Annotated in this window: 26 protein-coding genes, 1 tRNA gene and 1 pseudogene; 7 read left to right on the top strand and 21 right to left on the bottom strand. The window is 69.9% G+C overall.

The genetic code is table 11. The annotated features are described in order from the left end of the window. Positions 1 to 303: 303 nt before the first annotated feature. Together CLV46_RS02670 and CLV46_RS02665 are read left to right on the top strand one after the other, a co-directional pair. A complete protein-coding gene (locus CLV46_RS02670) occupies positions 304 to 2,037 on the top strand; it encodes an ABC transporter ATP-binding protein (protein WP_100363359.1) in 1,734 nt (577 codons plus the stop codon). Continuing rightward, positions 2,034 to 4,094 carry an ABC transporter ATP-binding protein gene (locus CLV46_RS02665; RefSeq protein WP_100363358.1) on the top strand — a complete coding sequence of 687 codons (2,061 nt, stop codon included), beginning with the start codon at positions 2,034 to 2,036 and terminating at the stop codon, positions 4,092 to 4,094. Before CLV46_RS02670 ends, CLV46_RS02665 begins: the two co-directional genes overlap by 4 nt. Before the next feature lie 9 nt (positions 4,095 to 4,103). Here CLV46_RS02665 and CLV46_RS02660 read toward each other — a convergent pair whose 3' ends face one another. Genes CLV46_RS02660 through CLV46_RS02650 form a run of 3 tightly spaced genes read right to left on the bottom strand, consistent with a single transcriptional unit; the run spans position 4,104 to position 7,192 of the window. After that, the gene (locus CLV46_RS02660; RefSeq protein WP_100365846.1) at positions 4,104 to 4,961 is read right to left on the bottom strand and encodes an NAD-dependent epimerase/dehydratase family protein; all 858 of its coding nucleotides are present in this window, start codon (positions 4,959 to 4,961) and stop codon (positions 4,104 to 4,106) included. A 51-nt stretch (positions 4,962 to 5,012) separates the two neighbouring features. Then, positions 5,013 to 6,467, bottom strand: coding sequence for a sensor histidine kinase (locus CLV46_RS02655; protein WP_100363357.1), 1,455 nt, complete (start codon positions 6,465 to 6,467; stop codon positions 5,013 to 5,015). Beyond that, positions 6,464 to 7,192 carry a response regulator transcription factor gene (locus CLV46_RS02650; protein WP_281253541.1) on the bottom strand — a complete coding sequence of 243 codons (729 nt, stop codon included), beginning with the start codon at positions 7,190 to 7,192 and terminating at the stop codon, positions 6,464 to 6,466. Before CLV46_RS02650 ends, CLV46_RS02655 begins: the two co-directional genes overlap by 4 nt. A gap of 273 nt (positions 7,193 to 7,465) precedes the next feature. On the opposite strand from CLV46_RS02650, the gene CLV46_RS02645 reads away from it, so the two are divergent. Further along, on the top strand, positions 7,466 to 7,759 hold the full coding sequence (locus tag CLV46_RS02645) for a GIY-YIG nuclease family protein (protein ID WP_100363356.1): 294 nt from the start codon (positions 7,466 to 7,468) through the stop codon (positions 7,757 to 7,759). 305 nt (positions 7,760 to 8,064) lie between these two features. Here CLV46_RS02645 and CLV46_RS02640 read toward each other — a convergent pair whose 3' ends face one another. The 9 genes from CLV46_RS02640 to CLV46_RS02600 all read right to left on the bottom strand — a co-directional run bounded on the left by CLV46_RS02640 (position 8,065) and on the right by CLV46_RS02600 (position 17,860). Then, positions 8,065 to 9,084, bottom strand: coding sequence for a sugar phosphate isomerase/epimerase family protein (locus tag CLV46_RS02640; RefSeq protein WP_100363355.1), 1,020 nt, complete (start codon positions 9,082 to 9,084; stop codon positions 8,065 to 8,067). A gap of 26 nt (positions 9,085 to 9,110) precedes the next feature. After that, positions 9,111 to 10,187 carry a Gfo/Idh/MocA family protein gene (locus CLV46_RS02635; RefSeq protein WP_100363354.1) on the bottom strand — a complete coding sequence of 359 codons (1,077 nt, stop codon included), beginning with the start codon at positions 10,185 to 10,187 and terminating at the stop codon, positions 9,111 to 9,113. Positions 10,188 to 10,197: 10 nt separating this feature from the next. Then, positions 10,198 to 11,304, bottom strand: coding sequence for a Gfo/Idh/MocA family protein (locus tag CLV46_RS02630; protein ID WP_100363353.1), 1,107 nt, complete (start codon positions 11,302 to 11,304; stop codon positions 10,198 to 10,200). Then, positions 11,301 to 12,041 (bottom strand): sugar phosphate isomerase/epimerase family protein, encoded by a 741-nt coding sequence (locus CLV46_RS02625; protein ID WP_100363352.1) that lies wholly within the window; start codon positions 12,039 to 12,041, stop codon positions 11,301 to 11,303. Before CLV46_RS02625 ends, CLV46_RS02630 begins: the two co-directional genes overlap by 4 nt. Before the next feature lie 89 nt (positions 12,042 to 12,130). Beyond that, complete coding sequence (locus CLV46_RS02620; protein WP_100363351.1) at positions 12,131 to 12,997, bottom strand: sugar phosphate isomerase/epimerase family protein; 867 nt, start codon at positions 12,995 to 12,997, stop codon at positions 12,131 to 12,133. A gap of 61 nt (positions 12,998 to 13,058) precedes the next feature. Continuing rightward, positions 13,059 to 14,264, bottom strand: a complete 1,206-nt coding sequence (locus CLV46_RS02615) for a substrate-binding domain-containing protein (RefSeq protein WP_100363350.1) — start codon at positions 14,262 to 14,264, stop codon at positions 13,059 to 13,061. Positions 14,265 to 14,275: 11 nt separating this feature from the next. Continuing rightward, positions 14,276 to 15,367 (bottom strand): ABC transporter permease, encoded by a 1,092-nt coding sequence (locus tag CLV46_RS02610; protein ID WP_100363349.1) that lies wholly within the window; start codon positions 15,365 to 15,367, stop codon positions 14,276 to 14,278. After that, positions 15,348 to 16,367 carry an ABC transporter permease gene (locus tag CLV46_RS02605; protein ID WP_100363348.1) on the bottom strand — a complete coding sequence of 340 codons (1,020 nt, stop codon included), beginning with the start codon at positions 16,365 to 16,367 and terminating at the stop codon, positions 15,348 to 15,350. The genes CLV46_RS02610 and CLV46_RS02605 overlap by 20 nt, the downstream gene beginning before the upstream one ends. Then, positions 16,364 to 17,860, bottom strand: a complete 1,497-nt coding sequence (locus CLV46_RS02600; protein ID WP_100363347.1) for a sugar ABC transporter ATP-binding protein — start codon at positions 17,858 to 17,860, stop codon at positions 16,364 to 16,366. Before CLV46_RS02600 ends, CLV46_RS02605 begins: the two co-directional genes overlap by 4 nt. Positions 17,861 to 17,971: 111 nt before the next feature. Between CLV46_RS02600 and CLV46_RS02595 the strand changes: the two genes are divergently transcribed. After that, complete coding sequence (locus tag CLV46_RS02595; protein WP_211282131.1) at positions 17,972 to 19,159, top strand: ROK family transcriptional regulator; 1,188 nt, start codon at positions 17,972 to 17,974, stop codon at positions 19,157 to 19,159. Between the two features lie 9 nt (positions 19,160 to 19,168). On the opposite strand, the gene CLV46_RS02590 is transcribed toward CLV46_RS02595, so the two are convergent. Beyond that, complete coding sequence (locus CLV46_RS02590) at positions 19,169 to 19,438, bottom strand: helix-turn-helix transcriptional regulator (protein WP_425430400.1); 270 nt, start codon at positions 19,436 to 19,438, stop codon at positions 19,169 to 19,171. Continuing rightward, a complete protein-coding gene (locus CLV46_RS02585) occupies positions 19,390 to 19,788 on the bottom strand; it encodes a hypothetical protein (RefSeq protein WP_157802200.1) in 399 nt (132 codons plus the stop codon). Before CLV46_RS02585 ends, CLV46_RS02590 begins: the two co-directional genes overlap by 49 nt. Before the next feature lie 194 nt (positions 19,789 to 19,982). Between CLV46_RS02585 and CLV46_RS02580 the strand changes: the two genes are divergently transcribed. Beyond that, on the top strand, positions 19,983 to 20,573 hold the full coding sequence (locus CLV46_RS02580; protein ID WP_100365842.1) for a YqaJ viral recombinase family protein: 591 nt from the start codon (positions 19,983 to 19,985) through the stop codon (positions 20,571 to 20,573). Next, positions 20,570 to 21,298 (top strand): alpha/beta fold hydrolase, encoded by a 729-nt coding sequence (locus tag CLV46_RS16915; RefSeq protein WP_100363345.1) that lies wholly within the window; start codon positions 20,570 to 20,572, stop codon positions 21,296 to 21,298. The genes CLV46_RS02580 and CLV46_RS16915 overlap by 4 nt, the downstream gene beginning before the upstream one ends. Positions 21,299 to 21,320: 22 nt before the next feature. On the opposite strand, the pseudogene CLV46_RS02570 reads toward CLV46_RS16915, so the two are convergent. Further along, a pseudogene (locus CLV46_RS02570) lies at positions 21,321 to 21,908 on the bottom strand (DUF998 domain-containing protein); the annotation flags it as partial. Positions 21,909 to 22,059: 151 nt separating this feature from the next. Here CLV46_RS02570 and CLV46_RS02565 point away from each other — a divergent pair. Beyond that, positions 22,060 to 23,016 (top strand): NADP-dependent oxidoreductase, encoded by a 957-nt coding sequence (locus CLV46_RS02565; RefSeq protein ID WP_100363343.1) that lies wholly within the window; start codon positions 22,060 to 22,062, stop codon positions 23,014 to 23,016. 3 nt (positions 23,017 to 23,019) lie between these two features. On the opposite strand, the gene CLV46_RS02560 is transcribed toward CLV46_RS02565, so the two are convergent. The 6 genes from CLV46_RS02560 to CLV46_RS02535 form a co-directional block, all read right to left on the bottom strand. Then, positions 23,020 to 23,550 (bottom strand): GNAT family N-acetyltransferase, encoded by a 531-nt coding sequence (locus CLV46_RS02560; protein ID WP_100363342.1) that lies wholly within the window; start codon positions 23,548 to 23,550, stop codon positions 23,020 to 23,022. A gap of 62 nt (positions 23,551 to 23,612) precedes the next feature. After that, complete coding sequence (gene rplA / locus CLV46_RS02555; RefSeq protein WP_100363341.1) at positions 23,613 to 24,302, bottom strand: 50S ribosomal protein L1; 690 nt, start codon at positions 24,300 to 24,302, stop codon at positions 23,613 to 23,615. A 138-nt stretch (positions 24,303 to 24,440) separates the two neighbouring features. Further along, a complete protein-coding gene (rplK, locus tag CLV46_RS02550) occupies positions 24,441 to 24,869 on the bottom strand; it encodes a 50S ribosomal protein L11 (RefSeq protein WP_100363340.1) in 429 nt (142 codons plus the stop codon). 128 nt (positions 24,870 to 24,997) lie between these two features. After that, complete coding sequence (gene nusG, locus CLV46_RS02545) at positions 24,998 to 25,942, bottom strand: transcription termination/antitermination protein NusG (protein ID WP_100363339.1); 945 nt, start codon at positions 25,940 to 25,942, stop codon at positions 24,998 to 25,000. Between the two features lie 62 nt (positions 25,943 to 26,004). Continuing rightward, on the bottom strand, positions 26,005 to 26,286 hold the full coding sequence (gene secE / locus CLV46_RS02540) for a preprotein translocase subunit SecE (protein WP_100363338.1): 282 nt from the start codon (positions 26,284 to 26,286) through the stop codon (positions 26,005 to 26,007). A gap of 42 nt (positions 26,287 to 26,328) precedes the next feature. Beyond that, positions 26,329 to 26,401: transfer RNA gene (locus tag CLV46_RS02535), tRNA-Trp, on the bottom strand. Between the last annotated feature and the right edge of the window lie 461 nt (positions 26,402 to 26,862).

Raw genomic sequence — 26,862 nt, 5'->3', positions numbered from 1 at the left:
CGGCGCAGAGGCACGGAGCTGACAACCCGGAATCGGGAGGAACTTCATACACCTGCGCAGGCCTTCACTCACGTGAACCTTCGATCGTCGTGCGAGCACGGCGATAACCGGCGGTCTTGGGCTCCGATCACCATACGGGACCCCGGTCGACCGCGCAAGCCGACGCCACCCCGCGCGGGTCCGTCTCGAGGCGGATGTGCGGCGAAGGAATGTCAGTGGATGCTGTTCACATCATCTTGACGGGCCTGCACCCCGGTGCCAGGCTCGAATGCCGCTCACTCCGAACCCCCACACGGGAGAGCCATGCTCGCCAGACTCCTCATCCGCTATCTCAAGCCCTATCGCGCGCTCCTGCTCGGCATGCTCGTGTTCGAGTTCCTCTCCGCACTCGCGAGCCTCTACCTCCCGAGCCTCAACGCCGACATCATCGACAACGGCGTCGCCCGCGGCGACACGGCGTACATCTGGTCGACGGGCGTCATCATGCTCGCGATCTCCCTCGGCCAGATCACCGCGGCGATCATCGGCATCTACTTCGCCGCACGCGCGGCGATGCAGATGGGCCGCGACATCCGCAACGACGTGTACCAGAAGGTGAGCGCGTTCTCCGAGCGCGAGGTGTCGCAGTTCGGAGCCGGGTCGCTCATCACCCGCAACACCAACGACGTGCAGCAGGTGCAGATGCTCGCGATGATGGGCGCCACCATGCTCGTCATGGCGCCGCTGCTCGCGATCGGCGGCATCATCCTCGCGCTGCTGCAGAACGTGGAGCTCAGCTGGCTCATCGCGGTCTCGGTGCCCGCGATCCTGCTCATCTCGGGCCTCATCGTCAGCCGCATGGTGCCCCTGTTCCGCAGCTACCAGCACAAGCTCGACAATGTGAACCGCATCATGCGCGAACAGCTCACCGGCATCCGGGTGGTGCGGGCGTTCGTGCGCGAGCCGATCGAAGAGGAGCGGTTCCGCGGCGCGAACACCGACATCATGGTCGTCGGCCGCAAGGTCGGCTCGCTCTTCGTGCTGCTGTTCCCGCTCGCGATGCTCGTGCTCAACGTCACCGTCGTCGGCGTCATCTGGTTCGGCGGGATCCAGGTGGACTCCGGCGGCATGCAGATCGGCACGCTGTTCGCCTTCATGCAGTACATCGGTCAGATCCTGATGGGCGTGCTCATGGCGAGCTTCATGGCGATCATGATCCCCCGCGCCGCCGTGTCGGCCGAGCGCATCGGCGAGGTGCTCGCGAGCGAGTCCACCCTCGACCGCCCGGAGAACCCCGCCTCCACCTTCCCCGCCCCGGGCACGGTGCGGTTCGAGGATGCGGCGTTCACCTATCCCGGCGCCGAGCAGCCGGTGCTGAGCGGCATCTCGTTCGAGGCGCGACGCGGCGAGACCCTCGCGATCGTCGGGTCGACCGGCGCCGGCAAGACGACGCTCGTCTCGCTCATCCCCCGGTTGTTCGACGTGACCGCGGGTCGCGTCGAGGTGGGCGGCGTCGATGTGCGCGACGCCGACCTCGACCGACTGTGGTCGACGATCGGGCTCGTGCCGCAGCGACCCTTCCTGTTCACCGGCACCGTCGCGAGCAACCTCCGCTTCGGGCGCGAGGAGGCGACCGACGACGAGCTGTGGCACGCGCTCGAGATCGCGCAGGGTCGCGACTTCGTCGAGGCGATGGAGGGCGGACTCGGCGCCCGCATCGCTCAGGGCGGCACGAACGTGTCGGGCGGTCAGCGGCAGCGGCTCGCGATCGCGCGCGCGATCGTCCACCGGCCGGAAGTGCTCATCTTCGACGACTCGTTCTCGGCACTCGACCTGACCACCGACGCCCGGCTCCGCCAGGCCCTCTGGCGCGAGCTGCCGGAGGTGACGAAGATCGTCGTCGCCCAGCGCGTCTCGACCATCACCGACGCCGACCGCATCGTCGTGCTCGACGGCGGTCGTGCCGTCGGCATGGGCACCCACGAGGAGCTCCTCGAGAGCTCCACCACCTACCGCGAGATCGTCGAATCCCAGCTCGGAGCGGAGACCCAGGCATGAGCGACCCCACTCTCACCGACGAGGAGAAGCTCGAACTCGAGCTCGCCGAGCAGGCGCGCCTCTCCGCCGACGACTGGAGCGGCGGTGTCGCGCCGGGCAAGGCGGAGGACTTCGGCACGAGCTTCAAGCGCCTGATCGGACTGCTGCGACCGCACGCGTTCGGGTTCGTCTTCGTGTCGATCCTCGGCGCGCTCGGCGTCGTGCTCACGGTGCTCGCCCCGCGCGTGCTCGGCGAGGCGACGAACATCGTCTTCCAGGGCGTCGTGTCGGTGCAGCTCGCGGGGCAGTTCCCCGCGGGCGCATCGCAGGAGCAGGTCGTGGATGCGCTGCGCTCGGCCGGTCAGGGCGAGCTCGCGAACGTCGTCTCGGCGATGCAGAACTTCCAGGTCGGCGCCGGCGTCGACTTCGTGGCGCTGAGCCGCATCCTCATCCTCGTGCTCGCGCTGTACTTCGCGGCGGCCCTGCTCACGTGGCTGCAGGGGTACGTCATCAACGTGATCATGGTGCGCACGATGTGGCGCCTGCGCGAATCCGTCGAGGCGAAGATCAACCGGCTGCCGCTGTCGTACTTCGACAAGGTGCAGCGCGGTGAGCTGATCTCCCGCGTCACCAACGACATCGACAACATCACGCAGACGATGCAGCAGTCGCTCTCGACCGTCGTCACCTCCGTGCTGACCGTCGTGGGCGTGCTCATCATGATGTTCAGCATCTCGTGGCAGCTCGCGCTCGTCGCCCTCGTCTCGCTGCCGCTCATGGCCGTGATCTTCGGCATCATCGGGCCGAAGTCGCAGAAGGCCTTCTCGATGCAGTGGCGCAAGGTGGGGCGACTGAACGCCCGCGTCGAGGAGTCGTTCTCCGGTCACGCCCTCGTGAAGGTGTTCGGCCGCGAGCGCGACTCGCTCGAGAGCTTCCGCAACGAGAACGAGGAGCTCTACCAGGCGGCGTTCAAGGCGCAGTTCCTGTCGGGCATGATCATGCCCGGGATGATGTTCATCGGGAACCTCACCTACGTGGGCATCGCGGTCGCGGGCGGGCTGTCGGTGGCGAGCGGACAGCTGCGGCTCGGTGACGTGCAGGCGTTCATCCAGTACTCGCAGCAGTTCACCCAGCCGCTCTCCGAGCTCGGCGGGATGGCGGCGGTCGTGCAGTCGGGCACGGCCTCGGCGGAGCGCGTCTTCCAGCTGCTCGACGAGGAGGAGGAGAGCGCGGATGCCGCCGACGCCCCCGCGATCGCCGCGGGCCGCGGCACCATCGAGTTCGAGAACGTGTCGTTCTCCTACAGCCCGGAGCGGCCGCTCATCACGGACCTGAGCTTCACGGTCGCCCCGGGGCAGACGGTCGCGATCGTCGGCCCGACCGGCGCAGGCAAGACGACGCTCGTGAACCTGATTATGCGCTTCTACGAACTCGACGGCGGCCGCATCCTGCTCGACGGGCAGGACATCGCGCAACTCGGCCGCCGCGACCTGCGGGCCCGCACCGGCATGGTGTTGCAGGACCCGTGGCTGTTCGCCGGCACGATCCGCGAGAACATCCGCTACGGCCGGCAGTCGGCGACCGACGAGGAGATCCTCGAGGCGGCGAGCGCGACGTACGTCGACCGGTTCGTGCACGCGCTGCCCGACGGGTACGACACCGTGCTCGACGAGGACGCGTCGAACGTGTCCGCGGGCGAGAAGCAGCTCATCACGATCGCGCGCGCTTTCGTCGCGCAGCCGAGTGTGCTGATCCTCGACGAGGCGACCTCGTCGGTGGACACGCGCACGGAGCTGCTGTTGCAGCACGCGATGGCGGCACTGCGCGAGGGACGCACGTCGTTCGTGATCGCGCACCGGCTCTCCACGATCCGCGACGCGGACCTCATCCTCGTGATGGAGCACGGTGCGATCGTCGAGCAGGGCACCCACGATGAGCTCATCGAACGGCGCGGCGCGTACTTCCGCCTGTACAACTCGCAGTTCGAGCACGCGACCGACCCCGAGGCGCCGATCGTGTCGGCCGAGCCGTCGGCACCGGAGCCCGCGTTCCCCGGTCCGGTCGACGGCGCGAGCTGAGCCGCGCGCTCAGGCGTCGGTGGTGAGGGTGTCACGCCAGGAGTGCTGCGGCTCGTAGCCGAGCATCCGGCGCGCCTTCTCGATCGAGAGCATCGTGTCGTGCTCGCCGAGCTCGCGGGTGACCTCCACTCCGGGGAACACGTCGGCGACGAGTTCGGCGTTGGGCCGCGACATCACCGTGTCGGCGGCCGCGATGATGAACGCCTCGAAACCGGGACCACGGGTCTGCAGCGCCTTCGACACGGCCTGCGCGCCGTCCCGGGCGTCGATGTAACCCCAGAGGTTCCACTTGCGCAGCCTCGGGTCGGCGTCGTACGACGGGAAGGCGGCGTAGTCCTCCGGGTCCATCACGTTGGAGAACCGCAGGGCCGTGACGCTCAGCTCCGGATCCCAGCGGACGAGCTGGATGGCGAGCTGCTCCTCGAGGTGCTTCACGAGGGAGTAGGTGCTCTCCGGTCGCGCCGGGTACTCCTCGTCGACCGGGATGTACGGCGGCGGCACGTCGAAGGGTAGGCCGAGCACCGTCTCACTGGAGGCGTAGACGATGCGCTTGATCCCGAGCTTCCGCGCCGCCTGGAAGACGTTGAAGCTCGTGAGCATGTTGTTGTGGAAGGTGGCGACGTCGCTCAGGATGCCCGGGGCCGGGATCGCCGCGAGGTGCACGATGGCGTCGACACGGCCGTGCCGCTCGTCGACCCCGGCGAGGGCGTCGATCACCTGGCCGTAGTCCGTGGTCTCGACGGTGAGGAAGCCGGAGCCCCGCGCTCCCTGCCGGTCGAGGTTCACCACCTCGTGGCCTTCCGCCCGCAGGGTGCGCACCACCGTGCGTCCGAGCTTGCCGTTTCCTCCGGTCACCGCGATCGTCATCGACATGCGGCCATCCTGCCACCGCCGACTCCGGATGCGGGTGGGCGGGGGTCAGGCCCCGGCGGGTTCGCGGGAAGCGGTCGGCAGCGTCACCCGGAACACGGTGCGACCCGGCACGCTCTCTACGGCGACCGCGCCGTGGTGGGCGTCGACGATGGCGCGCACGATCGCGAGACCGAGCCCGGTGCTGCCGGCGCGGCGGGAGCGGGAGTCGTCGCCGCGCACGAAGCGCTCGAACAGGTTCGGCACGAGCGCGGCATCGATGCCCGGCCCGTCGTCGGTGACCGTGATCTCCGCCTCCCCCGCTCGGCCGGTGAGCGCGACCACGACGCGCGTGCCGGGCGGGGTGTGCGCGCGGGCGTTGGCGAGCAGGTTGGCGACCACCTGGTGCAGGCGCTCGGCGTCACCGGTGACGAGCACGGGCTCCTCGGGTACGTCGAGTTCCCACTCGTGCTCCGGGGCGGCGGCGTGCGCGTCGCTCACCGCGTCGACGAGCAGCGGCCCCATGTCGACCGCATCCGCGCGCACCTCCCGGCCCTCGTCGAGGCGGGCGAGCAGCAGCAGGTCTTCGACGAGCCGCGTCATCCGCACGGATTCCGACTCGATCCGCGCGAGTGACCGCGTCACATCCTCGGGCAGGTCGTGCGGGGCGCGGCGGGTGAGTTCGGCGTAGCCCCGGATGGCCGTGAGCGGCGTGCGCAGTTCGTGGCTCGCGTCGGCGACGAAGCGGCGCACCTTGTCCTCGCTGCGCTGACGGGCGGTCAACGCCGACGCGACGTGGTCGAGCATCCGGTTGAACGCGGCGCCGACCTTGCCGACCTCGGTGCGCGGGTCGGTGTCGTGCTCGGGCACCCGTTCCGACAGCGCGACCTCGCCGCGGTCGAGCGGCAGTTCGGCGACCCGGGTGGCGGTCGACATGACGCGGTCGAGCGGACGGAGGGCGAGCCGCACCACGACGATGCCGAGTCCGATGGCCAGCACGAGGGCTGCGGCGGTGACGAGCACGATCGTGAGCACGAGCTGGCCGATCGTCGTCTGCACGTCCCCGAGCGGCAGACCCACCACGAGTTGCGCGTTCGGCCCGACTCGCACGGTCGCGAGCCGGTAGTCGCCGAGATCGCCGCCGAGCGACGCCGTCACCGGGCGCCCGTCCGCCTCCGCGCCGAGCAGCGTGCGCTGCTGTTCGACCGAGAGCGTCGTGCCGGAGCCCTCCGCCCCGATGTACTCCGCGCTGACGATCGTGCCGTCGACGGCGACGAGGGCGAGCGCCCCCGCCGCCTGCGCGGGCAACAGTCGCCGCACCTGCGGCGGGGACGCGGGGTCGCCGGAGAGCGCGGACGACGCCTGCCGCACGGCCGACGCGAGTTGCGCATCCAGTCGCCCGACGAGCTGACCCTGCAGCACGGTCGCGCTGACCGCACCGACGATGGCGCTCGTGATCGCGAGCAGCGCGACGATGCCGACGATGAGGCGCGCCTGCAGCGACCAGGGCGCGCGACGGGTCATCCGGCGGCCTTGATCATGTAGCCGACGCCGCGCACCGTGTGGATCATCGGCGGGCCGAGGGTGTCGATCTTCTTGCGCAGGTAGGAGATGTAGATCTCGACCACGCTCGAGCGACCGCCGAAGTCGTAGCTCCACACCCGATCGAGGATCTGCGCCTTGCTCATCACGCGGCGCGGGTTGCGCATGAGGAACCGGAGGAGTTCGAACTCGGTGGCGGTGAGCTCCACCTCGGTGTCGCCCCGGCGCACCTCGTAGCTCTCCTCGTCGAGCTCGAGGTCGCCGACGCGCAGGATGGGGTCGACGCCGTGCACGACGACGAGGCTGCTGCGCCGGATGAGCCCACGCAGCCGGGCGACGACCTCTTCGAGGCTGAACGGCTTGGTGACGTAGTCGTCGCCGCCCGCGGTGAGCCCGAGTACCCGGTCGTCGACGGAGTCCTTCGCGGTGAGGAACAGCACGGGCACGTCGCGCCCGTCGGCGCGCAGCCGTCGGAGCACCTCGAGCCCGTCGATGTTCGGCATCATGATGTCGAGCACGACCACGTCGGGCGCGAACTCGCGGGCGGTGCGCAACGCCTGCTGGCCGTCCTCGGCGGTGCGCACGTCCCATCCTTCGTATCGCAGCGCCATGGCGAGCAGGTCGGCGAGCGCTCCTTCGTCATCGACGACGAGGGCGCGGATGGGCGACCCGTCGGGGCGGGTCAGGCGCGGCTGTTCCGTGGGCACGGCTTCAGTCTGCCGCCGTACCTTGGCGCTTCCTATGAACGCGCTCGACGGCCGCCCGGAGCGTGGCGAGCCGTTCACGCTCGCTGAGCCTGTCGAAACGGGCAGTACGGGCGGTTCCCTTCGACAAGCTCAGGGAACGACGCTCGCTGAGCTTGTCGGAGCGGGTCGTACGACCGTTCCCTTCGACAAGCTCAGGCAACGACGCCTGCTGAGCTGTCGAAGCGCCTGTGAGGAATACAAGCGACGCCGGGTCTGGCGGACAAGACTTCCCGCATGCCCTGGGTCTACATCCTGCGTTGCTCCGACGGCAGCTTCTATACCGGCAGCACTTTCGACCTCGAACGGCGCATCCAGGAACACGCCGACGGTGTCGGTGCGAATTTCACGCGCACGCGTCTGCCCGTCGAACTCGTGTTCGCGGAGCAATCGGAGAGCGTCGAACTCGCGTTCATCCGCGAGAAGCAGATCCAAGGGTGGAGCCGTCGCAAGAAGGCCGCCATCATCGACGGACGCTGGCACGATCTGCCTGCGCTGTCGCGCGCGCGAGGGAACACACCGCCCGAGTGATGCCGTTCGAGAGGGCTGGGCTGCCGAGCCCGTCGAAGCAGGCCCGTACGACAGTTCCCTTCGACAGGCTCAGGGAACGCACACGCCCGCTGAGCCCGTCGAAGCGAGCCCGTACGACAGTTCCCTTCGACAGGCTCAGGGAACGGGAACGCCCGCCGAGCCCGTCGAAGCGGGTCGTACGACAGTCCCCTTCGACAGGCTCAGGGAACGCACACGCCCGCTGAGCTTGTCGAAGCGGGTCGTACGACAGTTCCCTTCGACAGGCTCAGGGAACGATTGCTTCGACAGGCTCAGGGAACGGGCGGTCAGGACTGGTTGCTGAAGGCGGCGTCGAAGGAGGTCTCGGGCTGCTTCCAGAGGAGGGAGCGCACGTAGCCGACGGCCTCCTTGGCGCCGTGCAGGCGGTCCATGCCGGCGTCCTCCCACTCGATCGAGATCGGGCCGGTGTAGCCGATGGAGCGCAGGGCGCGGAACGAGTCCTCCCACGGCACGTCGCCGTGACCGGTCGAGACGAAGTCCCACCCGCGACGCGGGTCGCCCCACGGCAGGTGCGATCCGAGCACGCCGTAGCGTCCGGTCTGCGGACGCAGACGCGTGTCCTTGCAGTCGACGTGGTAGATGCGGTCCTTGAAGTCGACGATGAAGCCGACCGGGTCGATGCCCTGCCACATCATGTGGCTCGGGTCCCAGTTGAAGCCGAACGCCTCGCGGTGGTCGATCGCCTCGAGGCTGCGCACCGAGCTCCAGTAGTCGTACGCGATCTCGCTCGGATGCACCTCGTGCGCGAAGCGCACTCCCTCGCCGTCGAAGACGTCGAGGATGGGGTTCCAGCGGTCGGCGAAGTCCTGGTAGCCGGCGTCGATGACCTCGGCGGGCACCGGCGGGAACTGGGCGACGTAGGGCCAGATCTTCGAGCCGGTGAAGCCGATGACGGTGTCGACACCCAGCCGGCGGGCGACCTTCGCCGTGAGCTTGAGCTCCTCGGCGGCGCGCTGCCGCACGCCCTCCGGGTCGCCGTCGCCCCACACCTTCGAGCCGACGATCGCCTGGTGGCGGAAGTCGATCGGGTCGTCGCAGACGGCCTGCCCCTTGAGGTGGTTGGAGATCGCCCACACCTTGAGGTCGTACTTCTTCAGGATGTCGAGCCGCTCCTGGAGGTACTCGTCGTCCTCCGCGGCGCGCCACACGTCGAGGTGCTCACCGGAGCACGCGATCTCGAGACCGTCGTAGCCCCACTCGCTCGCGTAGCGCGCCACCTCCTCGAGGGTGAGGTCGGCCCACTGGCCGGTGAAAAGGGTGACCGGATGGGTGGATTCCTGCGTCATCGCGTACTCCTCGTCTCGTGTCTGGTTCAGATCTCGGCCCAGGTGCCGGAGCTCGCCGAGGCGAGCACCGCATCCGTGATGCGCGCCGCGCGCACACCGTCGTCGAACACCGGCAGTCCCTCGTGCAGCTCACCGCGGATGGCGGCGTAGCTGTCGGCGACGAACGCGTTGAAGGCGTCCTGGTAGCCGAGGGCGTGCCCGGAGGGGATGATGCTCAGGCGCGTGGCCTCGTCGCCGAGCTCCTCGGGGTTGCGCAGCATGAGCTCGGACCCGCGACGGCGCCCGATCCACAACTGCTCCGGGTTCTCCTGCTCGAAGCGCAGCGACTCGGCCGATCCGTGCACCTCGAGCACGAGGGCGTTCTTGCGGCCCGGCGCCACCTGCGACACGAGGAGCGTGCCGACCGCGCCGGCGGCGGTCTCCACGACGACGGCCGCGAGGTCCTCGGTGGTGATCGCCGCGCTCGACGCCCGGCGGTCGAAGACCGTGCGGGTCACGGCGAGCAGCCGCGTGATGCGGTCGCCGGTGATGAACTCGGTGAGGTCGACGAGGTGCGAGCCGATGTCGGCGAACGCGCGGGACGGACCGCCGAGGCCGTCGTCGACACGCCAGTTGTCGTCGGTCTCGGTGAGCAACCAGTCCTGGAGGTAGCTGCCGTTGATGGTGAGCAGGCGGCCGGCGTCGCCCGCCGCCATCCGGGCGCGCGCCTCGCGTGCCATCGGGTGGAAGCGGTACACGAACGGCACGGTCGCGACGACCCCGGCCTCGCGGGCGGCGTCGGCGAGACGCTGGGCGTCGTCGGCACTCGTCGCGAGCGGCTTCTCGCAGATGACGTGCTTGCCGGCGGCGATCACGGCGAGCGCCTGATCGAGGTGCAGACGGTTCGGCGTGCAGACGTGCACGACGTCGATCGAGGGGTCGGCGAGGAGCGCATCCAGGTCGTCCGCCGCGCTCTCGATGCCGAGCCGCTCGGCGGCGGCGCGGGCCCGGTCGGGCGACGACGACGCGAGGGCGGCGGGCACACCGCGCGCCGAGCGGATGGCGCGCGAGTGCACCTCGGCCATGAATCCGCCGCCGACGATGCCGGCACGCAGTGTGCTCATCCGTCGCCTCCTAGAGGGTCGCCGCCGACGGGTCCCAGCCCTCCGGCAGCGCCTGCGGGCGTGCCGTCGTGCTGGTCACCTCGACGGGCTCGCCGCTCTCGGCGGCTTCGGCGATCGAGACCATCAGGTCGAGCACGTGGAAGCCGAGCTCACCCGACGCCCGCTCCGGCACGTCGGCGCGGATCGCCCGCGCGAGCTCGACGACGCCGGTGCCGCGGGTGAAGGTCGACCCGACGGCTTCGACGGCCTTCGACTCCTCCTCGCCGCGTGCCCAGAGGCGCGACGCACCCTCGAAGGTGTTCGGGTCGGGGAACTCGAGGGTGCCCTCGGCGCCGTTGATCTCGACGACACCGCTGCGACGCAGCTGCGACTCGAAGCTCAGCAGGAGCTGGGCCGAGGCGCCGCTCTCGAACTGGATGATCGCCGAGTGGTGCGTGGGCACGTTGACCGGGAACTCGGTGCCGGCCTTCGGGCCGGAGCCGATGACGCGCGTCGTGCGCGCCGTCGACGACACGGCGAAGACGCGCGCGGCGGGCCCGAAGACCTGCACGAGCAGCGTCAGGTAGTACGGGCCGATGTCGAAGAGCGGCCCGGCGCCGATGTCGAAGAGGAACTCCGGGCTCGGGTGCCACGACTCGGGGCCGGGCCCCTGCATGATCGCGAGGCCGGTGAGCGGCGTGCCGATCGTGCCGGAGTCGACGACCCGCTGACCGGTCTGCAGCCCGGCGCCGAGGAAGGTGTCCGGGGCCGTGGCGACGCGCAGCCCGCGGGCGTGGGCGTCGTCGAGCAGACGGCGTCCGCTGTCGCGGTCGAGCGCGAACGGCTTCTCGCTCCAGACGTGCTTGCCGGCGGCGAGGATCTGCTGTCCGACCTCGACGTGCACGGCCGGGATGGTGAGGTTGACGACGATCTCGATCTCGTCGACCGCGAGCAGCTCCTCGACGGAGCCGCTGCCGGGAACGCCGTACTTCTCCGCCTGCGTGCGCGCGCGGTCGAGGTCGAGGTCGGCGATGAAGAGCACCTCGACATCGGGGAACTGCGTCAGGTTGTCGAGGTACTGGCTGCTGATGACTCCGGCGCCGATGACGCCGACGCCGACCCGGCCGCTGCCGCTCATGCGTTCTCCTTGAGGTAGGTGAGGCTCTCGGCGATGCCCTCGAAGACGTCGCCGGCGTAGTCGTCGAACTCGATCACGCGCACGGCGTCGGGGGCGGCGGCGAGGATCGCGGGCACCGGCACGATGCCGCGACCGGCGGGCTGCTGCTCCTTGGTCTCACGCGTGGCCGAGCCGTCCTTCACGTGGATGAGCTTGACCCGGTCGCCGAGGCGCTCGAGCAGGGCGGGGGCGGCGACGCCGCCGACCTCGACCCAGTAGGTGTCGACCTCGAGCACGACGGCCGGGTCGAGCAGCTCGGCGAACACCTCGAGGGCGGGACGGCCGTCGACCTGGCTCTCGAGCTCCCACCAGTGGTTGTGGTAGCCGAGGGTGATCCCGCGCTCGGCCGCAGCGGGCGCGAGCTCGTTGAGGAAGTCGGCGGTCGCGGTGAGCGCCTCGCGCGAGGTCCAGTTCTCCTCACGAACGGCGGGGTCGATGAGTGTCGTGACACCGAGCGTCGCGGCGGCGTCGAGGGTGCGCTGCACGTCGTCGGAACCGACGAGGCTCGCGTGCGCCGAGAGTGCGCGCAATCCGGTGGCCTCGAGCGCGGTGGCGTACTCGTCGACCTTGTCGACGAACCCGTAGAGCTCGACGTTCTCGAAGCCGATGGCGGCGACGCGATCGAGGGCGGCCCGCAGGTCGGCGGCGATGGCATCACGCACGCTGTAGAGCTGGACTGAGACAGGGGCGTTGGGCACGGGACTCCTCGATGAGATCGGATGTGGCCGGATCGGTCCGCGGGCAAGTCTAGGACGACTTCCGTCGACACGCACGCAAAAGTTGCGAACTATGAATACGTATCTAGGTCGGTCGTCAACCGGCGCAGCGCGGTGAGGGATCTCGTCGCGAGGGCATCCTGGGTCTCGGCGAGCGGACGCCAGATCGACGCTGCCGTCGCGATCGACGCGTTCTCGCCCGTGAAGCTCTCCAGCGTGAGGGCATCGTCGTAGCCGGCGCCGTCGAGCGCGGCGAGGATCGCGGGCCAGTCGAGGTGGTCGTCGCCGACCGCGCCGCGGTCGTTGCCGCACACCTGAACGTGCACGATGTGCTCGCCCGCGGCGGCGATCGCGCCCGTGATGCTCTTCTCCTCGATGTTGAGGTGGTAGGTGTCGAGGGCGAGCCCGACGCCGCGCCCGAGCAACGGATCGAGCGCGTCGAGCGCTTGATCCACGGTGTTGACGAGGCTCGTCTCGTAGCGGTTGAGCGGCTCGATGCCGAGACGCACGCCGGCGGACACGGCGGCATCGGCGACCGGGGCGAGCGACTCGCGCAGTTCCCGCACGATCGCACCCCGCTCATCCGCGGTCATCCGCCAGGTGCGCCCGGTGCTCGCGTAGAACGGTCCCGCGACGACGGGCGACCCGAGCACCTCGGCGGCGCGGATGCACTCGCGCAGGTACTCCTGCGTCTCGCCGATGCGGTCGCTCGCCACGAGGTCGCGGCCGGGCGCCATCGCGCCGACGACGAAACCGGCGAGCCCGAGCTCGTCGAGCAGGTCGCGCGCACGGCGCGCATCCCAATCGCCCGGGTTCTCGAGCGGCAGCTCGATCGCGTCGAACCCGAGCGACGCGACGTGGCGCGCGAGGCGGTCGAGCGACTCGTCGGTGAGGGGACTCGTCCACACCCAGGTGTTGACGCCGAGGATGCGGGGCATCCTGCTCCTTCCGGAAAGGGACGGCCGGGCGGCGTGCGCCGCCCGGCCGTCGTGTGCGGGATCAGGGGATCTCGCGCTCCTGCCAGATCTGCGGATAGCCCGGCAGATCCTCGCCACCGAACTTGGCGTAGTGCCCGTCGGGCATGCCCTCGCTCTTGGTGAGCCAGTCGTCGAGCTCGCCCTCGGTGATCGGGGCCTGCGGCAGCACCCACTCCTTGGGCACCTCCTCGCCGGCGAAGATCTTCTGCAGTGCGAGCAGCGGGGTGCGCCACTGGAAGTTCGAGTACACCGGCGCGAGCCCGGTGAGCCCGGTCTCCTTCCACTTGCGGAGGAAGCTCAGCTCGTCCTCCCCGGTCATCACCGGGTAGTCGACCCCGGCGTCCTCGAAGGCCTCGATCGCCGCGACGGCGCCGTCACCGGCATCCATCCACACCCCGTGCACGTCGCCCTTCTGCAGCTCGTCGGAGATGATCTTCTTGATCTCGGCGGGGTCGGCACCGGTGAAGTAGTCCACCGCCTCGATGCCCTCCTCCTCGAAGATCCTCTCCGCCGCCGCCCAGCGCTGCTCGAGCACGTCGACGCCGGGGAGGATCCGCAGAGCGACGACCTTGTTCCCCTCCTCGAGGTTCTCGACGAGGAACTCGGCCGTGTCGATGCCCCAGGCGAAGCCGCCGATCGGGTGGATGAACGTCACCGCGCAGTCCGTCTCGACACCGCGGTCGAACACGACGACGGGCTTGCCCGTCTCGCAGGCCCGCTCCACCGCCGGGGTCATCGCCGCCGTCGAGTTGGGGGAGATGATGAACGCATCGCAACCGCCCTCGTCGATGAAGTAGTCGATGTCGGCGATCTGGGTGTCGTCGTTGTCTTGCGCGTCGCGCGTCTCCATCTCGGAGATGACGCCGGCCGCCTGCAGCTCCTTGAGCTGCTCGTTCATCGTGATCCAGCCGGTCTGGCGCCACGGGTTCGAGATCGAGGCGTTCGCGAAGCAGACCTTCTTCGCGCCAGGGCTCGCGAACTCCGCGGTGTCGACCATCTCCGCGTTGATGTGCTGCAGGTACGGCTGGCCCTCCGGCCCCTCGGGGGTGACCCCGCGTTCGGCGTCCTGCTTGTCGTAGAGCTCCTGGTCGAACCAGTCCACCGATTCGCTCTCGGTGCCTTCTTCTTCCGCCGGTGGCGCGGCGGTGGGATCGGTGGAGCACCCGGCCAGAGCGATCACGGCGACGGCGCCGATGATCGCGGGTGTCAGGATGATGCGTCGTCGCATTCCCGGACTCCTTACTGTGTGCGTTGCAGGGGTCGCGGATCCCGGTCGGGATCCGGCTCTCCACCCTCTTGGGGCGAAGTCTGTGCCGAGCGGCCGCGACGGCGGGCCCGGAAGGTCGTGGCGGCGTAGGCGACGGCGAGGATGATGATCACGCCCTGCACCGCGTCGCGCAGGGTCGAGGGCACTCCCGCGAAGTTGAGCAGCACGAACAGGGCTTCGAGCGTGAATGCCCCGGCGACGGCGGCCACCACCCAGCCGCGACCGCCGCCGAGCACGACCCCGCCGAGCACGACCGCCGTGATCGCGGTGAACTCGTAGCCGCGGCCGACCGACGGGTGCACCCCGGCGTACCCGACGAGCAGCACACCCGCGACGGTGGCGCTGAGGCTCGAGACGATGAATGCGCTCGTCTTCACCCACCAGATGCGCGCTCCGGCGTACCGTGCGGCGACCGGGTTGTCGCCCACCGCGACGAGCAGGCGCCCCCACGATGCGCGCGAGAACCAGATCGCGGCGGCGAGCAGCACCGCGAGGATGATCACCGACCACGGGATGATCTCGAAGACGGGCACGTCGCGGATGCCGCCACGGCCGATCTCGCGGAACGAGTCGGCCGGGTTGCCGGTCGCTGCGCCACCGGTCCAGAACAGCACCGCCCCGAGCAGGGCGAGCATCATCCCGAGCGTCACGATGAACGACGGCACCTTGAGCAGCGTCGTGATGAGGCCGTTGACGAGGCCGACGATCGCCCCGAACACGAGCATGAGCAGCAGCACCGGGATCGCGAGGGCGTCGTCCTGCCCGATGAGGTTGCCCGCGATCACCACCTGCGCGGTGACGAGCGAGCCCATCGACAGATCGAACTCGCCCGAGACGATCACGAAGTACTGGCCCATCGCGACGATCGCGATCGGGGCCACGCGCTGGATGAAGCGGATGAACTGGTCGGGTTGGGCGAAGTTCGGGTTGAGCGCCGTGATGGCGATGAGCAGCAGCACGAGCAGCAGGAACACGGCTCCGCGCGGGCTCACGAGGGAGATCGCAAGGCGGCGCAGCGCATCGGAGCGCGACGCGCTCCGGGGCTCAGACACGGGCCGGCTCATCCGTCGCCTCCTTCACGCTCGGCGTGCTCGCGAACCGCGCCCGGCGGCGCTCGATCGCCCGACCCGTGTACACGGCCACCGCCGCGACGATGACGATGCCGCGCACCACATCCTTCATGAACGGGTTCACCTGCATGACGCTCATCACGTTGTCGAGCACCGCGAAGATCGCGACGCCGCCGATGGTGCCCCAGACCGACCCGCGTCCGCCCATGAGCAGGGTGCCGCCGAGCACGACCGCGGCGATCGAGAGCAGGTCGTAGCCGCCCTGCGTTCCGACCGTCGGGCTGCCCACCGCCAGACGGGAGGCGAGCAGCAGTCCGGCGAGTGCCGCCGTGACCGAGCACAGCACGTGGGCGACGATGAGCGGCTGCGAGGTGCGGAGCCCGGAGAGCCGCGCGACATCCGAACTGCCGCCGACCGCGTAGAGGTGGTGGCCGGTGCGGGAGCGGGTGAGGAACACCCATGCGAGCACCGCGACCGCGAGCATGAGCAGGGTCGACAGCGGCACCGGTCCGATGAGGGTGACGCCCACGAGACGGAACTCCCACGGCACGTCGCCCGACGTGCCCTTGTACTGGGTGTCGAGGTAGCCCTTGACGATGAGCCCCGTGCCGAGCGTCGCGATGAAGCCGTTGACCCGCAGCTTCGTGACCACGAGCCCGTTCACCAGGCCGATGAGTGCCGCGACTCCGAGGGCGAGCAGCACCCCGGGCAACACGTTCGCCGACGAGCCGGCCATCGTGTCGGCCGCGAGCAGGCTCGCGAGGCTCACGACGTAGGGCACCGAGAGATCGAGGGACCCGCCGAGGATCACGAGCGTCTGCCCGATCGCGACGAAGCCGAGCACGCTCATGCCGGTGAGGATGTCGCGGATGTTGCCGGCGCTGAAGAAGTTGCGTCCCACAGTCGCGACGAGGATCGCCCCGATGACGACCGCGACCAACAGGGCCAGATAGACGATCACGGTCGGGTCGAGCCGGCCCTTCAGCAACCTCATGCCGCCTCCTCCTGCCCGGTCGCGGCGGCGAGCACGGCCTCCTCGGTCGATCCGGCCGGCAGTTCCGCCGACACTCGACCGTCGTGCAGCACGACGATCCGATCGGCCATCCCGATCACCTCGGGCAGCTCCGACGAGACCACGAGGATCGCGACGCCGTCGGCGGCGAGTTCTCGCATGAGGTCGTACACGGCCACCTTCGCCCCGACGTCGATGCCGCGGGTCGGTTCGTCGAGCAGCACGACGCGCGGCTTGGTGGCGAGCCACTTGGCCAGCACGACCTTCTGCTGGTTGCCGCCGGAGAGGTACTGCACCTCCTGGCCGAGGCCGCGCGAACTCACCTCGAGCGACGACAGCACGCCGGGCACTTCCTGACGGGCCTCCCCCGCCCGCTGCGGCAGCACGGAGCGCACGACGAGCAGGGCGTTGTCGAGCACGCTCTGGTTGAGCGCGAGTCCCTGGGCCTTGCGGTCCTCGGTGATGAGGGCGAGCCCCGCCCGCACCGCCGCGCGCGGACCGGTGATGCGCGCCTCCTGCCCGCCCAGCCGCATCCGGCCGCGCGTGAACGGGGTGATGCCGAAGACCGCCTCGACGAGTTCGGTGCGGCCGCTGCCCTGCAGGCCGGCGAGACCCACGATCTCGCCCGCGCGCACTTCGAGGTCGATGCCGTCGAGGTACGCGTTGCCGACCTGCTCGAGCTGCAGACGCACCTCCCCCACGGTCGTGCCCTCGCGCGGCGGCGGGAAGAACGTCGAGATGGAGCGCCCGACCATGCGACGCACGAGCTCGCCGGTCGTGAGGTCGGTGGTGGGACCGGTGGAGACGAGGGCGCCGTCTTTCAGCACGGTGATCTCGTCGCAGAGGTCGAAGACCTCTTTGAGCCGGTGGGAGACGTAGAGGATCGCGACGCCGCGCTCGGCGAGCCGCCGCACGATCGTGTACAGCAGCGCGACCTCGTGGTCGGCGAGCGCCGCGGTCGGCTCGTCCATCGAGATGACGCGGGCGTCGAACGAGAGGGCCTTCGCGATCTCGACGATCTGCTGCTCGGCGACGCTCAGCGTGCGCACCGGGGCGCCCGCCTCGATGAAGTCGACGCCGAGTTCGAGCAGCAGGTCGGTGGTGGCCCGCTCCATCCCGCGCCGGTCGACGAGTCCTCGCCGGCGCGGTTCGCGGCCGAGGAAGACGTTCTCGGCGACGGTGCGTTCGGGCAGCAGGTTGAACTCCTGGAACACCGTCGCGACCCCGGCCCGCATCGCCTGCACGGGGTGCGAGAAGCGCACCTGCTCCCCCGCGAACTCGACCGTGCCGGCATCCGGTTCGTAGACGCCGGCGATCACCTTCATGAGGGTGGATTTGCCGGCGCCGTTCTCTCCGACGAGTCCGTGGACACGTCCGGCTCGCAGTTCGAGGTCCACGCCGTGGAGCACACGCACACCGAAGAAGCTCTTCTCGATGCCGCGAGCGGCCAGTACCGGCGTCATTGCCGAGGTCATGGGCTCTTTGTAGCGCGTCGGGCGACTTCGGTCAATAGACGCGCAAAAGTATCGCGCCGAGAAGAACTTAGTGGCCTGCCCGTCGCGAAATACTCGTGCTTTACTTCTGCCATGGTCGACATCAGCCGGGGCTCCGCCCTCGGCCCGTCGGGCGCGAGCGAGCTGTTCCAGCTGCTCCGCGACGGGCGCCCGCGCACGCGCGCTGAGCTCGCCGCGCTCACCGGCCTCGCCCGCTCCACGGTTGCGCTGCGCGTCGACACGCTCATGCAGCTCGGCCTCATCGCCCCCGTCGGCGACGCACTGTCGACCGGGGGCCGCCCCCCCTCGCAGTTCGCCCTCAACGCGAGCGCGCGGGTTGTGCTCGCCGCCGACCTCGGCGCGAGCCACGCGACGGTCGGCCTGAGCGACCTCACCGGCACGCTGCTCGCGTCGCGCACCGAGCGGCTCGCCATCGCCGAGGGTCCGGATGCGGTGCTGGGCCGGGTGATCGGCCTCGCCGACGAACTGCTCGCCGCCGTGGACCGCAGTCGCAGCGACATCATCGCCGTGGGGGTCGGATTGCCCGGTCCGGTCGAGCACGCCACCGGGCGCCCGACGAACCCGCCGATCATGCCCGGCTGGGACGGCGTCGACGTGCCCGCGGTCGTTCAGCGGCACCTCCACGTGCCTGTGCTCGTCGACAACGACGTCAACATCATGGCCCTCGGCGAGCGCGAGTTCGCCTGGCCGGACACGGAGCACCTGCTGTTCGTCAAGGTCGCGACCGGCATCGGGTCGGGAGTGATCAGCGGCGGTCTGCTGCAGCGCGGCGCGCGCGGCATCGCGGGGGACATCGGTCACGTGCAGATCGCCCGCGGCGAAGGCATCCCCTGCCAGTGCGGAAACCGTGGCTGCCTCGAGGCGATGGCGTCGGGTCCGGCGATCGCCCGGGCGCTGCGCGCCGCGGGGCTCCAGGTGTCGACCGGGCAGGAGGTCGTCGACCTGGTGCGGCGCGGCAACATCGAGGCGATCCAGGCGGTGCGCCAGGCGGGCCGCGACCTCGGCGAGGTGCTCGCCACGTGCGTGAGCCTCATCAACCCCTCCGTCATCGCCATCGGAGGATCCGTGTCGCAGGCCGGGGAGCACCTCATCGCCGGCGTGCGCGAGGTCGTCTACACCCGCTCGATGCCGCTCGCCACGGAGCACCTCTCGATCGTGCAGTCGCGGGCCGGCGACAAGGCGGCTCTGCTCGGCGCGAGCGTGCTGGCGATCCACCACGCCCTCTCCCCCGCATCCATCGACTCTCTCGTCGGGGCCTAGGGAGCCGCGTCACTCGGTACGGACGCGCGCGATGTCCGCCGGGTCGGGAGTGAAGATCTCCTCGATCGACTGCCCGAACACCACCGCGAGGCGCATCGCGATCTTCAGCGTGGGCTCATACCGGCCGCTCTCCAACGACACGACCGTCTGGCGCGAGACGTTGATCCGATCCGCAAGCTCCGCCTGACTCCAGCGACGCTCGGCGCGCAGCACCGGCAGGCGGTTGGCGATCAACCTTCGTCGCCCGTCAGACGATCCCAGCTGAACGCGACCATCCACACGAGGCCGGCGAGGGCAGCGGGAACCGCCGCCGTCATCCGCGGCAGCCCGGCAAAGGCCTCCAGCAGCGAGTAGGCGAAACCGCTGACCACGATCACCAGGATCGCGACCATCGATGCCCGAGCCGCGTCCCGGCGCTCCACACCCTCCGTGTCCCCGCGCAGCAACGCGCGCACCGTCGTCACCACGAACAGCACCAGCCCCACAATCGCGACGACCGCGAGCGCCCACCCCGCCCAGGCGGACAGAACGTCCATGGCGTACAACACCCCCGCGACTGTCGCCCCCGCGAAGAACGCCACCGTGCCCGCCACGACCGCAACCCACTCCCGCACACTGAAGCTCGTCATGAAGGGAGAGTACAGCTAACTTGTCTATCTGACAAGCGTGCTTGACATCCGTCGTGGCGGGCCCAGCGCTGTCGCGACGTCCGCACCGCCATGGAACGTCGAGCACGGTGGCCGGTCCGGCCCCGCGCGGCCGCGTCGCGGCGGCGAGCGTCGTCGGGCTGACGCACAATGGAGGGGTGACTCTCGTGCAGCCGATGCTCCCCCTCTGGGACGAGCCGCTGCCCGACCACCGCCACCGCGCCGTCGCCCACGTGAGCGACCGTGTCGCGTGGGTGCGGGCACGCAGTCGAGGCGTCACGGCGACGGATGTGGCGCGGCTGTCCAGCCCCGCCGCGGTGAAGTCGGTCGTGCTCGAGAAGCTCACCGGACGATCCTTCGGCGGCAACGCGTACACCGACCACGGGCGCGAGCGGGAGCCCGCGATCGCCCGCTGGGCGCACAAGGAGCACGGCATCACCCCGAGCGCGACGCTCTACCACGCGCACGGCAACAAGCTGCACCTCGCGACCCCCGACGGCATCCGGGTCACCGGTACGACCGTCGAGCTGTGCGAGATCAAGACGACCGTGCGCGGCTGGCGCACCATCCCGCGCAGCTACCTGCGGCAGGTGTTCTGGCAGCAGTACGTGCTCGGCGCCGAACGCACCCTGGTGGTGTGGGAGCAGCACGACGACTTCGTGCCGGTCGCCGCGGAGCCGCGCTGCAAGTGGGTCGACCGCGACGAGAACGAGATCCACATGCTCGTGCACCTGGCCGACCAGGTGCTCGCGGGCATGCGTCCGTGACCGTCGTCCTGCTGCACGGCCTCGGCGGCAGTCGCGACGACATGCTCCCGCTCGTCGAGGGGCGCACGGATGTCGTCGCACCGGATCTGCGCGCGCACGGCGCGAATCCGTCGATCGGCGGGCCGGCCGACTTCACCCTCGACGCACTCGCCGCGGAGGTGGAACGCGATCTCTCTCCCGGCCCGGTGTCCCTCGTCGGCGAGTCGCTCGGCGCGGCGGTCGCCCTGCGCCTCGCACTCCGTGACCCGGCGCGCGTCGAGCGTCTCGTGCTGCTGCGCCCGTCATTCACCACCGAACCGCTGCCGCCGAATCTGCGCCCCTTCCCGGTGATCGGCGAACTCCTCACCCGGTACGGTCCGGTGCGCGGAGCGGCGCTGTTCCGCGCCGGCGGTCTGTACCACGCGGTCGAGCTGCAGTCCCGGCGCGGTGCTCGCGGCCTGCTCGCCCAGTTCGGCGCCCCGGATGCCGTGCGGCGCGCCATCCGACTGGTCGAGCTGCCGCGGAATCGGGCCTACCGCGACGCGGCGGAACTCGCCCTTCTCATGATGCCGACGACGATCATCGCGGCTCCGCGGGATCCGGTGCACCCGCTCTCGATCGCGGAACGCTGGCAGCACGACCTTCCGCACGCGCGGCTCGAGGCGGTGCCGCCGCGCGACGAGGACTGGTCGGCCTACCGGGCAGCGCTGCGAGATCGGGTGTCGACAGCGCTCGACGGGCGCTGAGCGCCGAACCGACGCCGAAGGCGCACATCCAGATCAGGCCGACGGTGGTCGCCGCGAGTTCGAGCCGGCTGCCGAAACCGGTCTGCCACTCCGCGAGCGACAGCAGCCCCCCGACACCGGCGATCGCCGCGACCGCGAGTCCGCTCGCCCGGGAGAAGAGCACCATGGGGCGCCGCACCGCGCTGAACGACACCTGCAGCATGGCCACGCACCCGGCGGCGAAGGCGAGCACCGCCGCGACGGTGTGCACGAAGTCGCGCCAGGTGAAGGTGTCGCCGACCGGCAGCGGGCATCCGCTCGTGCAGTTCACCTGCGACGCGAGCAGGAAGAAGCCGCACCCGACCCACAGCGACACCGCCGGGGTCCACAGGGCGAGCAGCGGCACCGTGGCGCGCACGCGACGGGCCGTCCAGGCGACGGCGCTGCCGCCCGCGACGAGCAGCAGCAGCGCGGCCTCGAACCACGCCTCGGTCGGTTCGCCGTCGGCGCCGAGCTCGCTCACGTAGAGGTCGCGGGAGACCCCGAGCCGGCCCACCCAGATGATGGTGAGCGCGACCGCCACGAGCAGCGAGCCGAACCAGGCGACCGCCTCATCGGCGACCGGGCGCATCCGCCCACCCGTCGACACCAGCATCACAGACCACATCCTGGGGCCTGGAGCGGTGCGAACGCCAGTGTTGCCCGGGGCTTGACACGACCGAAACACGGTCGAATCATTCGCGATGTTGGATGGTGGTGACGCCAACGACGGAAAGGGAGCCATGCGCGCAGTCGTGATGGACCAGCTCGGAGGACCGGAGGTGCTCTCGGTCGCCGACGTCGCGTCGCCGGTGCGGGTGAACGCCGAATTCCTCGTGAAGGTGGTGGCGGCCGGGGTGAACCCGATCGACGCCAAGACGCGCGCCGGACGAGGGGTCTCCGCCGCGATCGACCACTTCCCCGCCGTGCTCGGCAACGACTTCAGCGGCATCGTCGTCGAGGCGCCGTACGAAGCGCATCCGTACCAACCCGGCACCGAGGTGTACGGCATGACGACGGTCCCCCGCGTCGGTGGCACCTATGCCGAGTACGTCGCGGTGTCGAGCCTCAGCCTGACCCGCAAGCCCACCACGCTGAGCCACGTCGAGGCGGCGGCCGTGCCGCTCGCGGCGCTCACCGCGTGGGGCATGGTCGTCGAGGTCGCGAAGGCGCACGAGGGGCAGCGGATGCTCATCCACGCCGCCTCCGGAGGTGTCGGCCACTTCGCGGTGCAGTTCGCCCGGTACTTCGGGGCGCACGTCATCGCGACCGGCTCGACCGCCAAGGTCGCGTGGCTGCGGGAGCTCGGCGCGAACCGGACGATCGACTACACGGCCACCCGCTTCGAAGACGAGGTGGGCGACCTGGATGTCGTGATCGACCTCGTCGGCAACGTGCACGACGAGACCGGCCGCCGGTCGCTGCGCACACTGCGCCCGGGAGGCCTCATCGTGAACGCGCCGACCGGCAGCTGGCCGGGCTTCGCCACCGAGGTCGCCGAGGCGGGTCTGCGCGGCACGACGTACAAGGTCGCGCCCGACGGCGCGACGCTCGCCGTGATCTCGCGCCTGCTGCAATCGGGCGACGTGCGCGTCTACGTGGACCGGGTCTTCGACCTCGCCGACGCGGCGGCGGCGCACACGGCGATCGAGCAGGGGCACACGCGGGGCAAGATCGTGCTCAAAGTCAGCGACGGCTGACCCTCAGTCGAGCGGCCGCACCCGCACGAAGTCGTCGTGGCGTTCGTCGCCGACCATGAAGTGTTTGGTGCCGGCGACCTCGAACCCGTGCTTGCCGTAGAACGCGTTCGCCCGTGCGTTGTGCTGGTTGACGCCGAGCCAGATGCTGCGGGCACCGCGGGCGACCGCAGCCTCGATGCTGCGTTCGATGAGCTCGCCGGCGACGCCTTGCCCGTGGTGGTCGGCGAGCACGTAGCACTTGCTCAGTTCCACCGTGGGGCGCACCGTCACGGCGGCGGCGACATGCGCATCCGTCGGATCGCCCGCGACGAGCATCGTGTAGCCGGCCGGCGCGCCGTCGAGTTCCGCAATGAGCAGGTCGCGCTGCGGGTCCGCGAGGTACTCCTCGAAGCGCTGCTCGCTGAGATGCTCGGCGATGAACGCGGCGATCGCCTCGTCCGATGTGCCGGGCGGGCACGCGAGCGGGAAGGTCGCGGCGGCGACGGCGGCGAGCGCGCGGGCATCCCCCGCCACTGCGGCGCGGATGTCGATCATGGGAACCTCCGGAGACGACGAAGGCCCGCTGCGGGAACAGCGGGCCTTCGTGCGGGGACTGCTTAGAGCGCGTTGACGTCCAGCGGGATGCCGGGGCCGAACGTGGTCGACACCGCACCCTTCTGGATGTAGCGGCCCTTCGAGCTCGAGGGCTTCACGCGCTGGATCTCGTCGAGCGCGGTCTTGAGGTTCTCGTTGAGCTGCTCGGGCGAGAACCCGGTCTTGCCGACGACGAAGTGCACGTTGGCGTGCTTGTCGACGCGGAACTCGATCTTTCCGCCCTTGATGTCGTTCACGGCCTTCGCGACGTCCGGGGTCACGGTGCCGGTCTTGGGGTTCGGCATGAGGCCGCGGGGGCCGAGCACCTTACCCAGTCGACCGACCTGGCCCATGAGCTCGGGCGTCGACACGGCCGCGTCGAACGAGGTGTACCCGCCGGCGACCTTCTCGATGAGCTCGGCGCCGCCGACCTCGTCCGCACCCGCGGCGATGGCGGCCTCGGCCGCCGCGCCGGTCGCGAACACGATCACGCGGGCGGTCTTGCCGGTGCCGTGGGGCAGGATGACGGTGCCGCGCACCATCTGGTCGGCCTTACGCGGGTCGACGCCGAGCTTGAGCGCGACCTCGACGGTCGAGTCGAACTTCTTCGACCCGGTCTCGCGGGCGAGGTCGACCGCCTCGGTGGTGCTGTAGAACCGGCCCGGTTCGATCTTCTCGGCTGCGGCCCGGTAGGCCTTGGACTTCTGTGCCATGAGTCTTCTCCTGTGTGAGGTCGTGGTGATGTGAGCCTGGCTGGCTCTCCCACTCGCACCGGTCATCGGGCGGCACGCCCGCATCCGGTGCCGACGGGGTTGTCCCGTCGTCGTCGATGTGTGGATGTGGGGCCGGCGTCAGCCGACGGTGATGCCCATGCTGCGCGCGGTGCCGGCGATGATCTTCTCGGCGGCCTCGATGTCGTTCGCGTTCAGGTCGGCCTGCTTCTGCTCGGCGATCTGACGGAGCGACTCCTTGGACAGCACACCCACCTTGGCGGTGTGCGGCGTCGCGGAGCCCTTGGCGACTCCGGCGGCCTTCTTGATGAGCTCGGCGGCCGGCGGGGTCTTCAGGATGAACGTGAACGAGCGGTCCTCGTACACGGTGATCTCGACCGGGATGACGTTGCCGCGCTGCGACTCGGTCGCCGCGTTGTACGCCTTGCAGAACTCCATGATGTTGACGCCGTGCTGACCCAGCGCGGGCCCGATGGGCGGCGCGGGGTTCGCGGCGCCGGCGTTGATCTGGAGCTTGATGAGCCCCGTGACCTTCTTCTTGGGTGCCATTGGTTTTTCCTTTGTTCGGTAGCGAGCGACCTGGCGGTCGCTCTCCCGCGCCCCCGGCCGTTCCGGGGGGCGGTGCGCGTCGGACCGGGATCCGACGCCGGCGGGGGCGGAGCCCCGTCAGACTGTGGTCAGAGCTTGGTCACCTGGTCGAAGCTGAGCTCGACCGGGGTCTCGCGCTCGAAGAGCGAGACCAGCACGGTGAGCTTGCCGCTCTCCGGCTTGATCTCGCTGATCGTGCCGGGAAGACCCGCGAACGAGCCCTCCTTGATCGTGATGGTCTCGCCGATCTCGAAGTCGACCTCGGCGGGGATGACGCGGGCCTGGGTGGCCGAGCCCTTCGCGCCGCCGGCGGCCTTGCTCGGGGCCTCCGTGACCTGCACGAGGCTCTTCAGCATGTTGAAAGCCTCCTCGAAACGCAGCGGCGTCGGGTTGTGCGAGTTGCCCACGAAGCCGGTGACGCCCGGGGTGTGACGCACGACCGACCAGCTGTCCTCGTTGAGGTCCATGCGCACGAGCACGTAGCCGGGGATGCGCACGCGGTTGACGAGCTTGCGCTGGCCGTTCTTGATCTCGACGACGTCCTCCATCGGCACCTGGACCTCGAAGACGTAGTCCTCCATGCCCATGGAGCCGCGGCGCGACTCGATGTTCTGCTTCACGCGCTTCTCGAAGCCCGCGTAGGAGTGGATGACGTACCACTTGCCCGGCTTCGCACGCAGCTCGGCGCGGAACGCCTCGTAGGGGTCGACCGGCGCATCCTCTTCGGCCTCGTCGTCGGTGGCGACGTCGGCCGTGAGGGCCTCGTCGGGCGAGTCGATGTCGAGGGCGTCGTCCACGATGGCGTCGGCCTCGGGGTCGCTCGCCGCGCTCAGCGCGTCGATGAGCTCGTCGACGTCGGAGGTGTCGTCCTCGGTCTCCTCGTCCTCGTCCACGACGTGCAGCGCGCTGTGCTCGGCCGCGTCGACGGACTGGATGTCGGCCTCGAGGGTGTTGCCCTCCTGGATCTCGTCGACCTCCGAGGACTGCTCGGCGGCCGTCGCGAGGTCGATGTCGCGGCGCTCTTGGTCAGACACTGTTACTCATTTCGTTGTCGATCACGTTCGGTCGGGCGCTCCACGGCGCCGGGCGCCGGTCGTTACGGCGCGAAGGTCCCGTCACCGAAGACGATGGAGACCAGGAACCCGAACAGGTAGTCCAGGCCGGAGACCAGCGCCATCATGATGAGCACGAAGACGAGCACGACACCGGTGTAGGTGATCAGCTCGCGACGCGTCGGGGTGACGACCTTCTTCAGCTCGCCGATGACCTGGCGGATGAACAGGGCGATGCGCGCGAAGGGATTGCGCCGCTCGGCACGCTCCTGCTTCGCGGTGGCGACGACATCCTCACTGGGCTCGTCGACTACTTTTCTCGCCACTAGACACCTTTCGACCATCGCCGTTCCGCTCGGAACGACTTGCAGGGCGGACAGGACTCGAACCTGCAACCTGCGGTTTTGGAGACCGCTGCTCTACCAATTGAGCCACCGCCCTAGACGGGTGAGCCGCACCACTCCGCCGGACTCGAACGTTCGGGATCGCACCGGGATTCCGGGCACGGCGAAGTTTGGCGGATTTCAACCACCTCGCATCAGTCTAGGCCATCGATCCGTGAGAAGAAACTCGTGCCGATCGCGTCATAGGCCGCCGGGCCTCCGGTCTTCCCCGGGTGAGAACTCAATAGGTCAACGCGGCGGCGCATTCTTCGCGCTCCGCCGCGTGCCCGAGACGGCAGCAGCGGGTGCTTGCCGTCTCGGAGAGCCGCCGGCGGGGGATTCGCGGGTCGCCCTCCCGCGACGTCGGCGGACAGGCGGTCGGAGCCGGACCCGTGCCGGTTCCGACCGCCCCTTCGGGGTTCACCGGGGTCCCGCCGGGTGCCTCTGGGTCGGTGCCGCTGGGTCGGTGCCTCTGTGTCGGTGCCTCGTCGCTGTTGCCCTCCACTACCGGGCGTCACG

Source organism: Diaminobutyricimonas aerilata (genome assembly GCF_002797715.1).
GTDB classification, from domain to species: domain Bacteria; phylum Actinomycetota; class Actinomycetes; order Actinomycetales; family Microbacteriaceae; genus Diaminobutyricimonas; species Diaminobutyricimonas aerilata.
Note: the sequence above shows the minus strand (reverse complement) of the source record. Positions and strands in the feature narration are given on the sequence as shown.

What these genes read in the sequence shown, in the direction of transcription:
- CLV46_RS02670 (WP_100363359.1), top strand. Translation starts at nt 304, where the DNA reads ATGCTCGCCAGACTCCTCATCCGCTATCTCAAGCCCTATCGCGCGCTC.
- CLV46_RS02665 (WP_100363358.1), top strand. Translation starts at nt 2,034, where the DNA reads ATGAGCGACCCCACTCTCACCGACGAGGAGAAGCTCGAACTCGAGCTC.
- CLV46_RS02660 (WP_100365846.1), bottom strand. Translation starts at nt 4,961, where the DNA reads ATGACGATCGCGGTGACCGGAGGAAACGGCAAGCTCGGACGCACGGTG.
- CLV46_RS02655 (WP_100363357.1), bottom strand. Translation starts at nt 6,467, where the DNA reads ATGACCCGTCGCGCGCCCTGGTCGCTGCAGGCGCGCCTCATCGTCGGC.
- CLV46_RS02645 (WP_100363356.1), top strand. Translation starts at nt 7,466, where the DNA reads ATGCCCTGGGTCTACATCCTGCGTTGCTCCGACGGCAGCTTCTATACC.
- CLV46_RS02640 (WP_100363355.1), bottom strand. Translation starts at nt 9,084, where the DNA reads ATGACGCAGGAATCCACCCATCCGGTCACCCTTTTCACCGGCCAGTGG.
- CLV46_RS02635 (WP_100363354.1), bottom strand. Translation starts at nt 10,187, where the DNA reads ATGAGCACACTGCGTGCCGGCATCGTCGGCGGCGGATTCATGGCCGAG.
- CLV46_RS02630 (WP_100363353.1), bottom strand. Translation starts at nt 11,304, where the DNA reads ATGAGCGGCAGCGGCCGGGTCGGCGTCGGCGTCATCGGCGCCGGAGTC.
- CLV46_RS02620 (WP_100363351.1), bottom strand. Translation starts at nt 12,997, where the DNA reads ATGCCCCGCATCCTCGGCGTCAACACCTGGGTGTGGACGAGTCCCCTC.
- CLV46_RS02615 (WP_100363350.1), bottom strand. Translation starts at nt 14,264, where the DNA reads ATGCGACGACGCATCATCCTGACACCCGCGATCATCGGCGCCGTCGCC.
- CLV46_RS02610 (WP_100363349.1), bottom strand. Translation starts at nt 15,367, where the DNA reads ATGAGCCGGCCCGTGTCTGAGCCCCGGAGCGCGTCGCGCTCCGATGCG.
- CLV46_RS02605 (WP_100363348.1), bottom strand. Translation starts at nt 16,367, where the DNA reads ATGAGGTTGCTGAAGGGCCGGCTCGACCCGACCGTGATCGTCTATCTG.
- CLV46_RS02600 (WP_100363347.1), bottom strand. Translation starts at nt 17,860, where the DNA reads ATGACCTCGGCAATGACGCCGGTACTGGCCGCTCGCGGCATCGAGAAG.
- CLV46_RS02595 (WP_211282131.1), top strand. Translation starts at nt 17,972, where the DNA reads ATGGTCGACATCAGCCGGGGCTCCGCCCTCGGCCCGTCGGGCGCGAGC.
- CLV46_RS02585 (WP_157802200.1), bottom strand. Translation starts at nt 19,788, where the DNA reads ATGACGAGCTTCAGTGTGCGGGAGTGGGTTGCGGTCGTGGCGGGCACG.
- CLV46_RS02580 (WP_100365842.1), top strand. Translation starts at nt 19,983, where the DNA reads ATGCTCCCCCTCTGGGACGAGCCGCTGCCCGACCACCGCCACCGCGCC.
- CLV46_RS02565 (WP_100363343.1), top strand. Translation starts at nt 22,060, where the DNA reads ATGCGCGCAGTCGTGATGGACCAGCTCGGAGGACCGGAGGTGCTCTCG.
- CLV46_RS02560 (WP_100363342.1), bottom strand. Translation starts at nt 23,550, where the DNA reads ATGATCGACATCCGCGCCGCAGTGGCGGGGGATGCCCGCGCGCTCGCC.
- rplA (WP_100363341.1), bottom strand. Translation starts at nt 24,302, where the DNA reads ATGGCACAGAAGTCCAAGGCCTACCGGGCCGCAGCCGAGAAGATCGAA.
- rplK (WP_100363340.1), bottom strand. Translation starts at nt 24,869, where the DNA reads ATGGCACCCAAGAAGAAGGTCACGGGGCTCATCAAGCTCCAGATCAAC.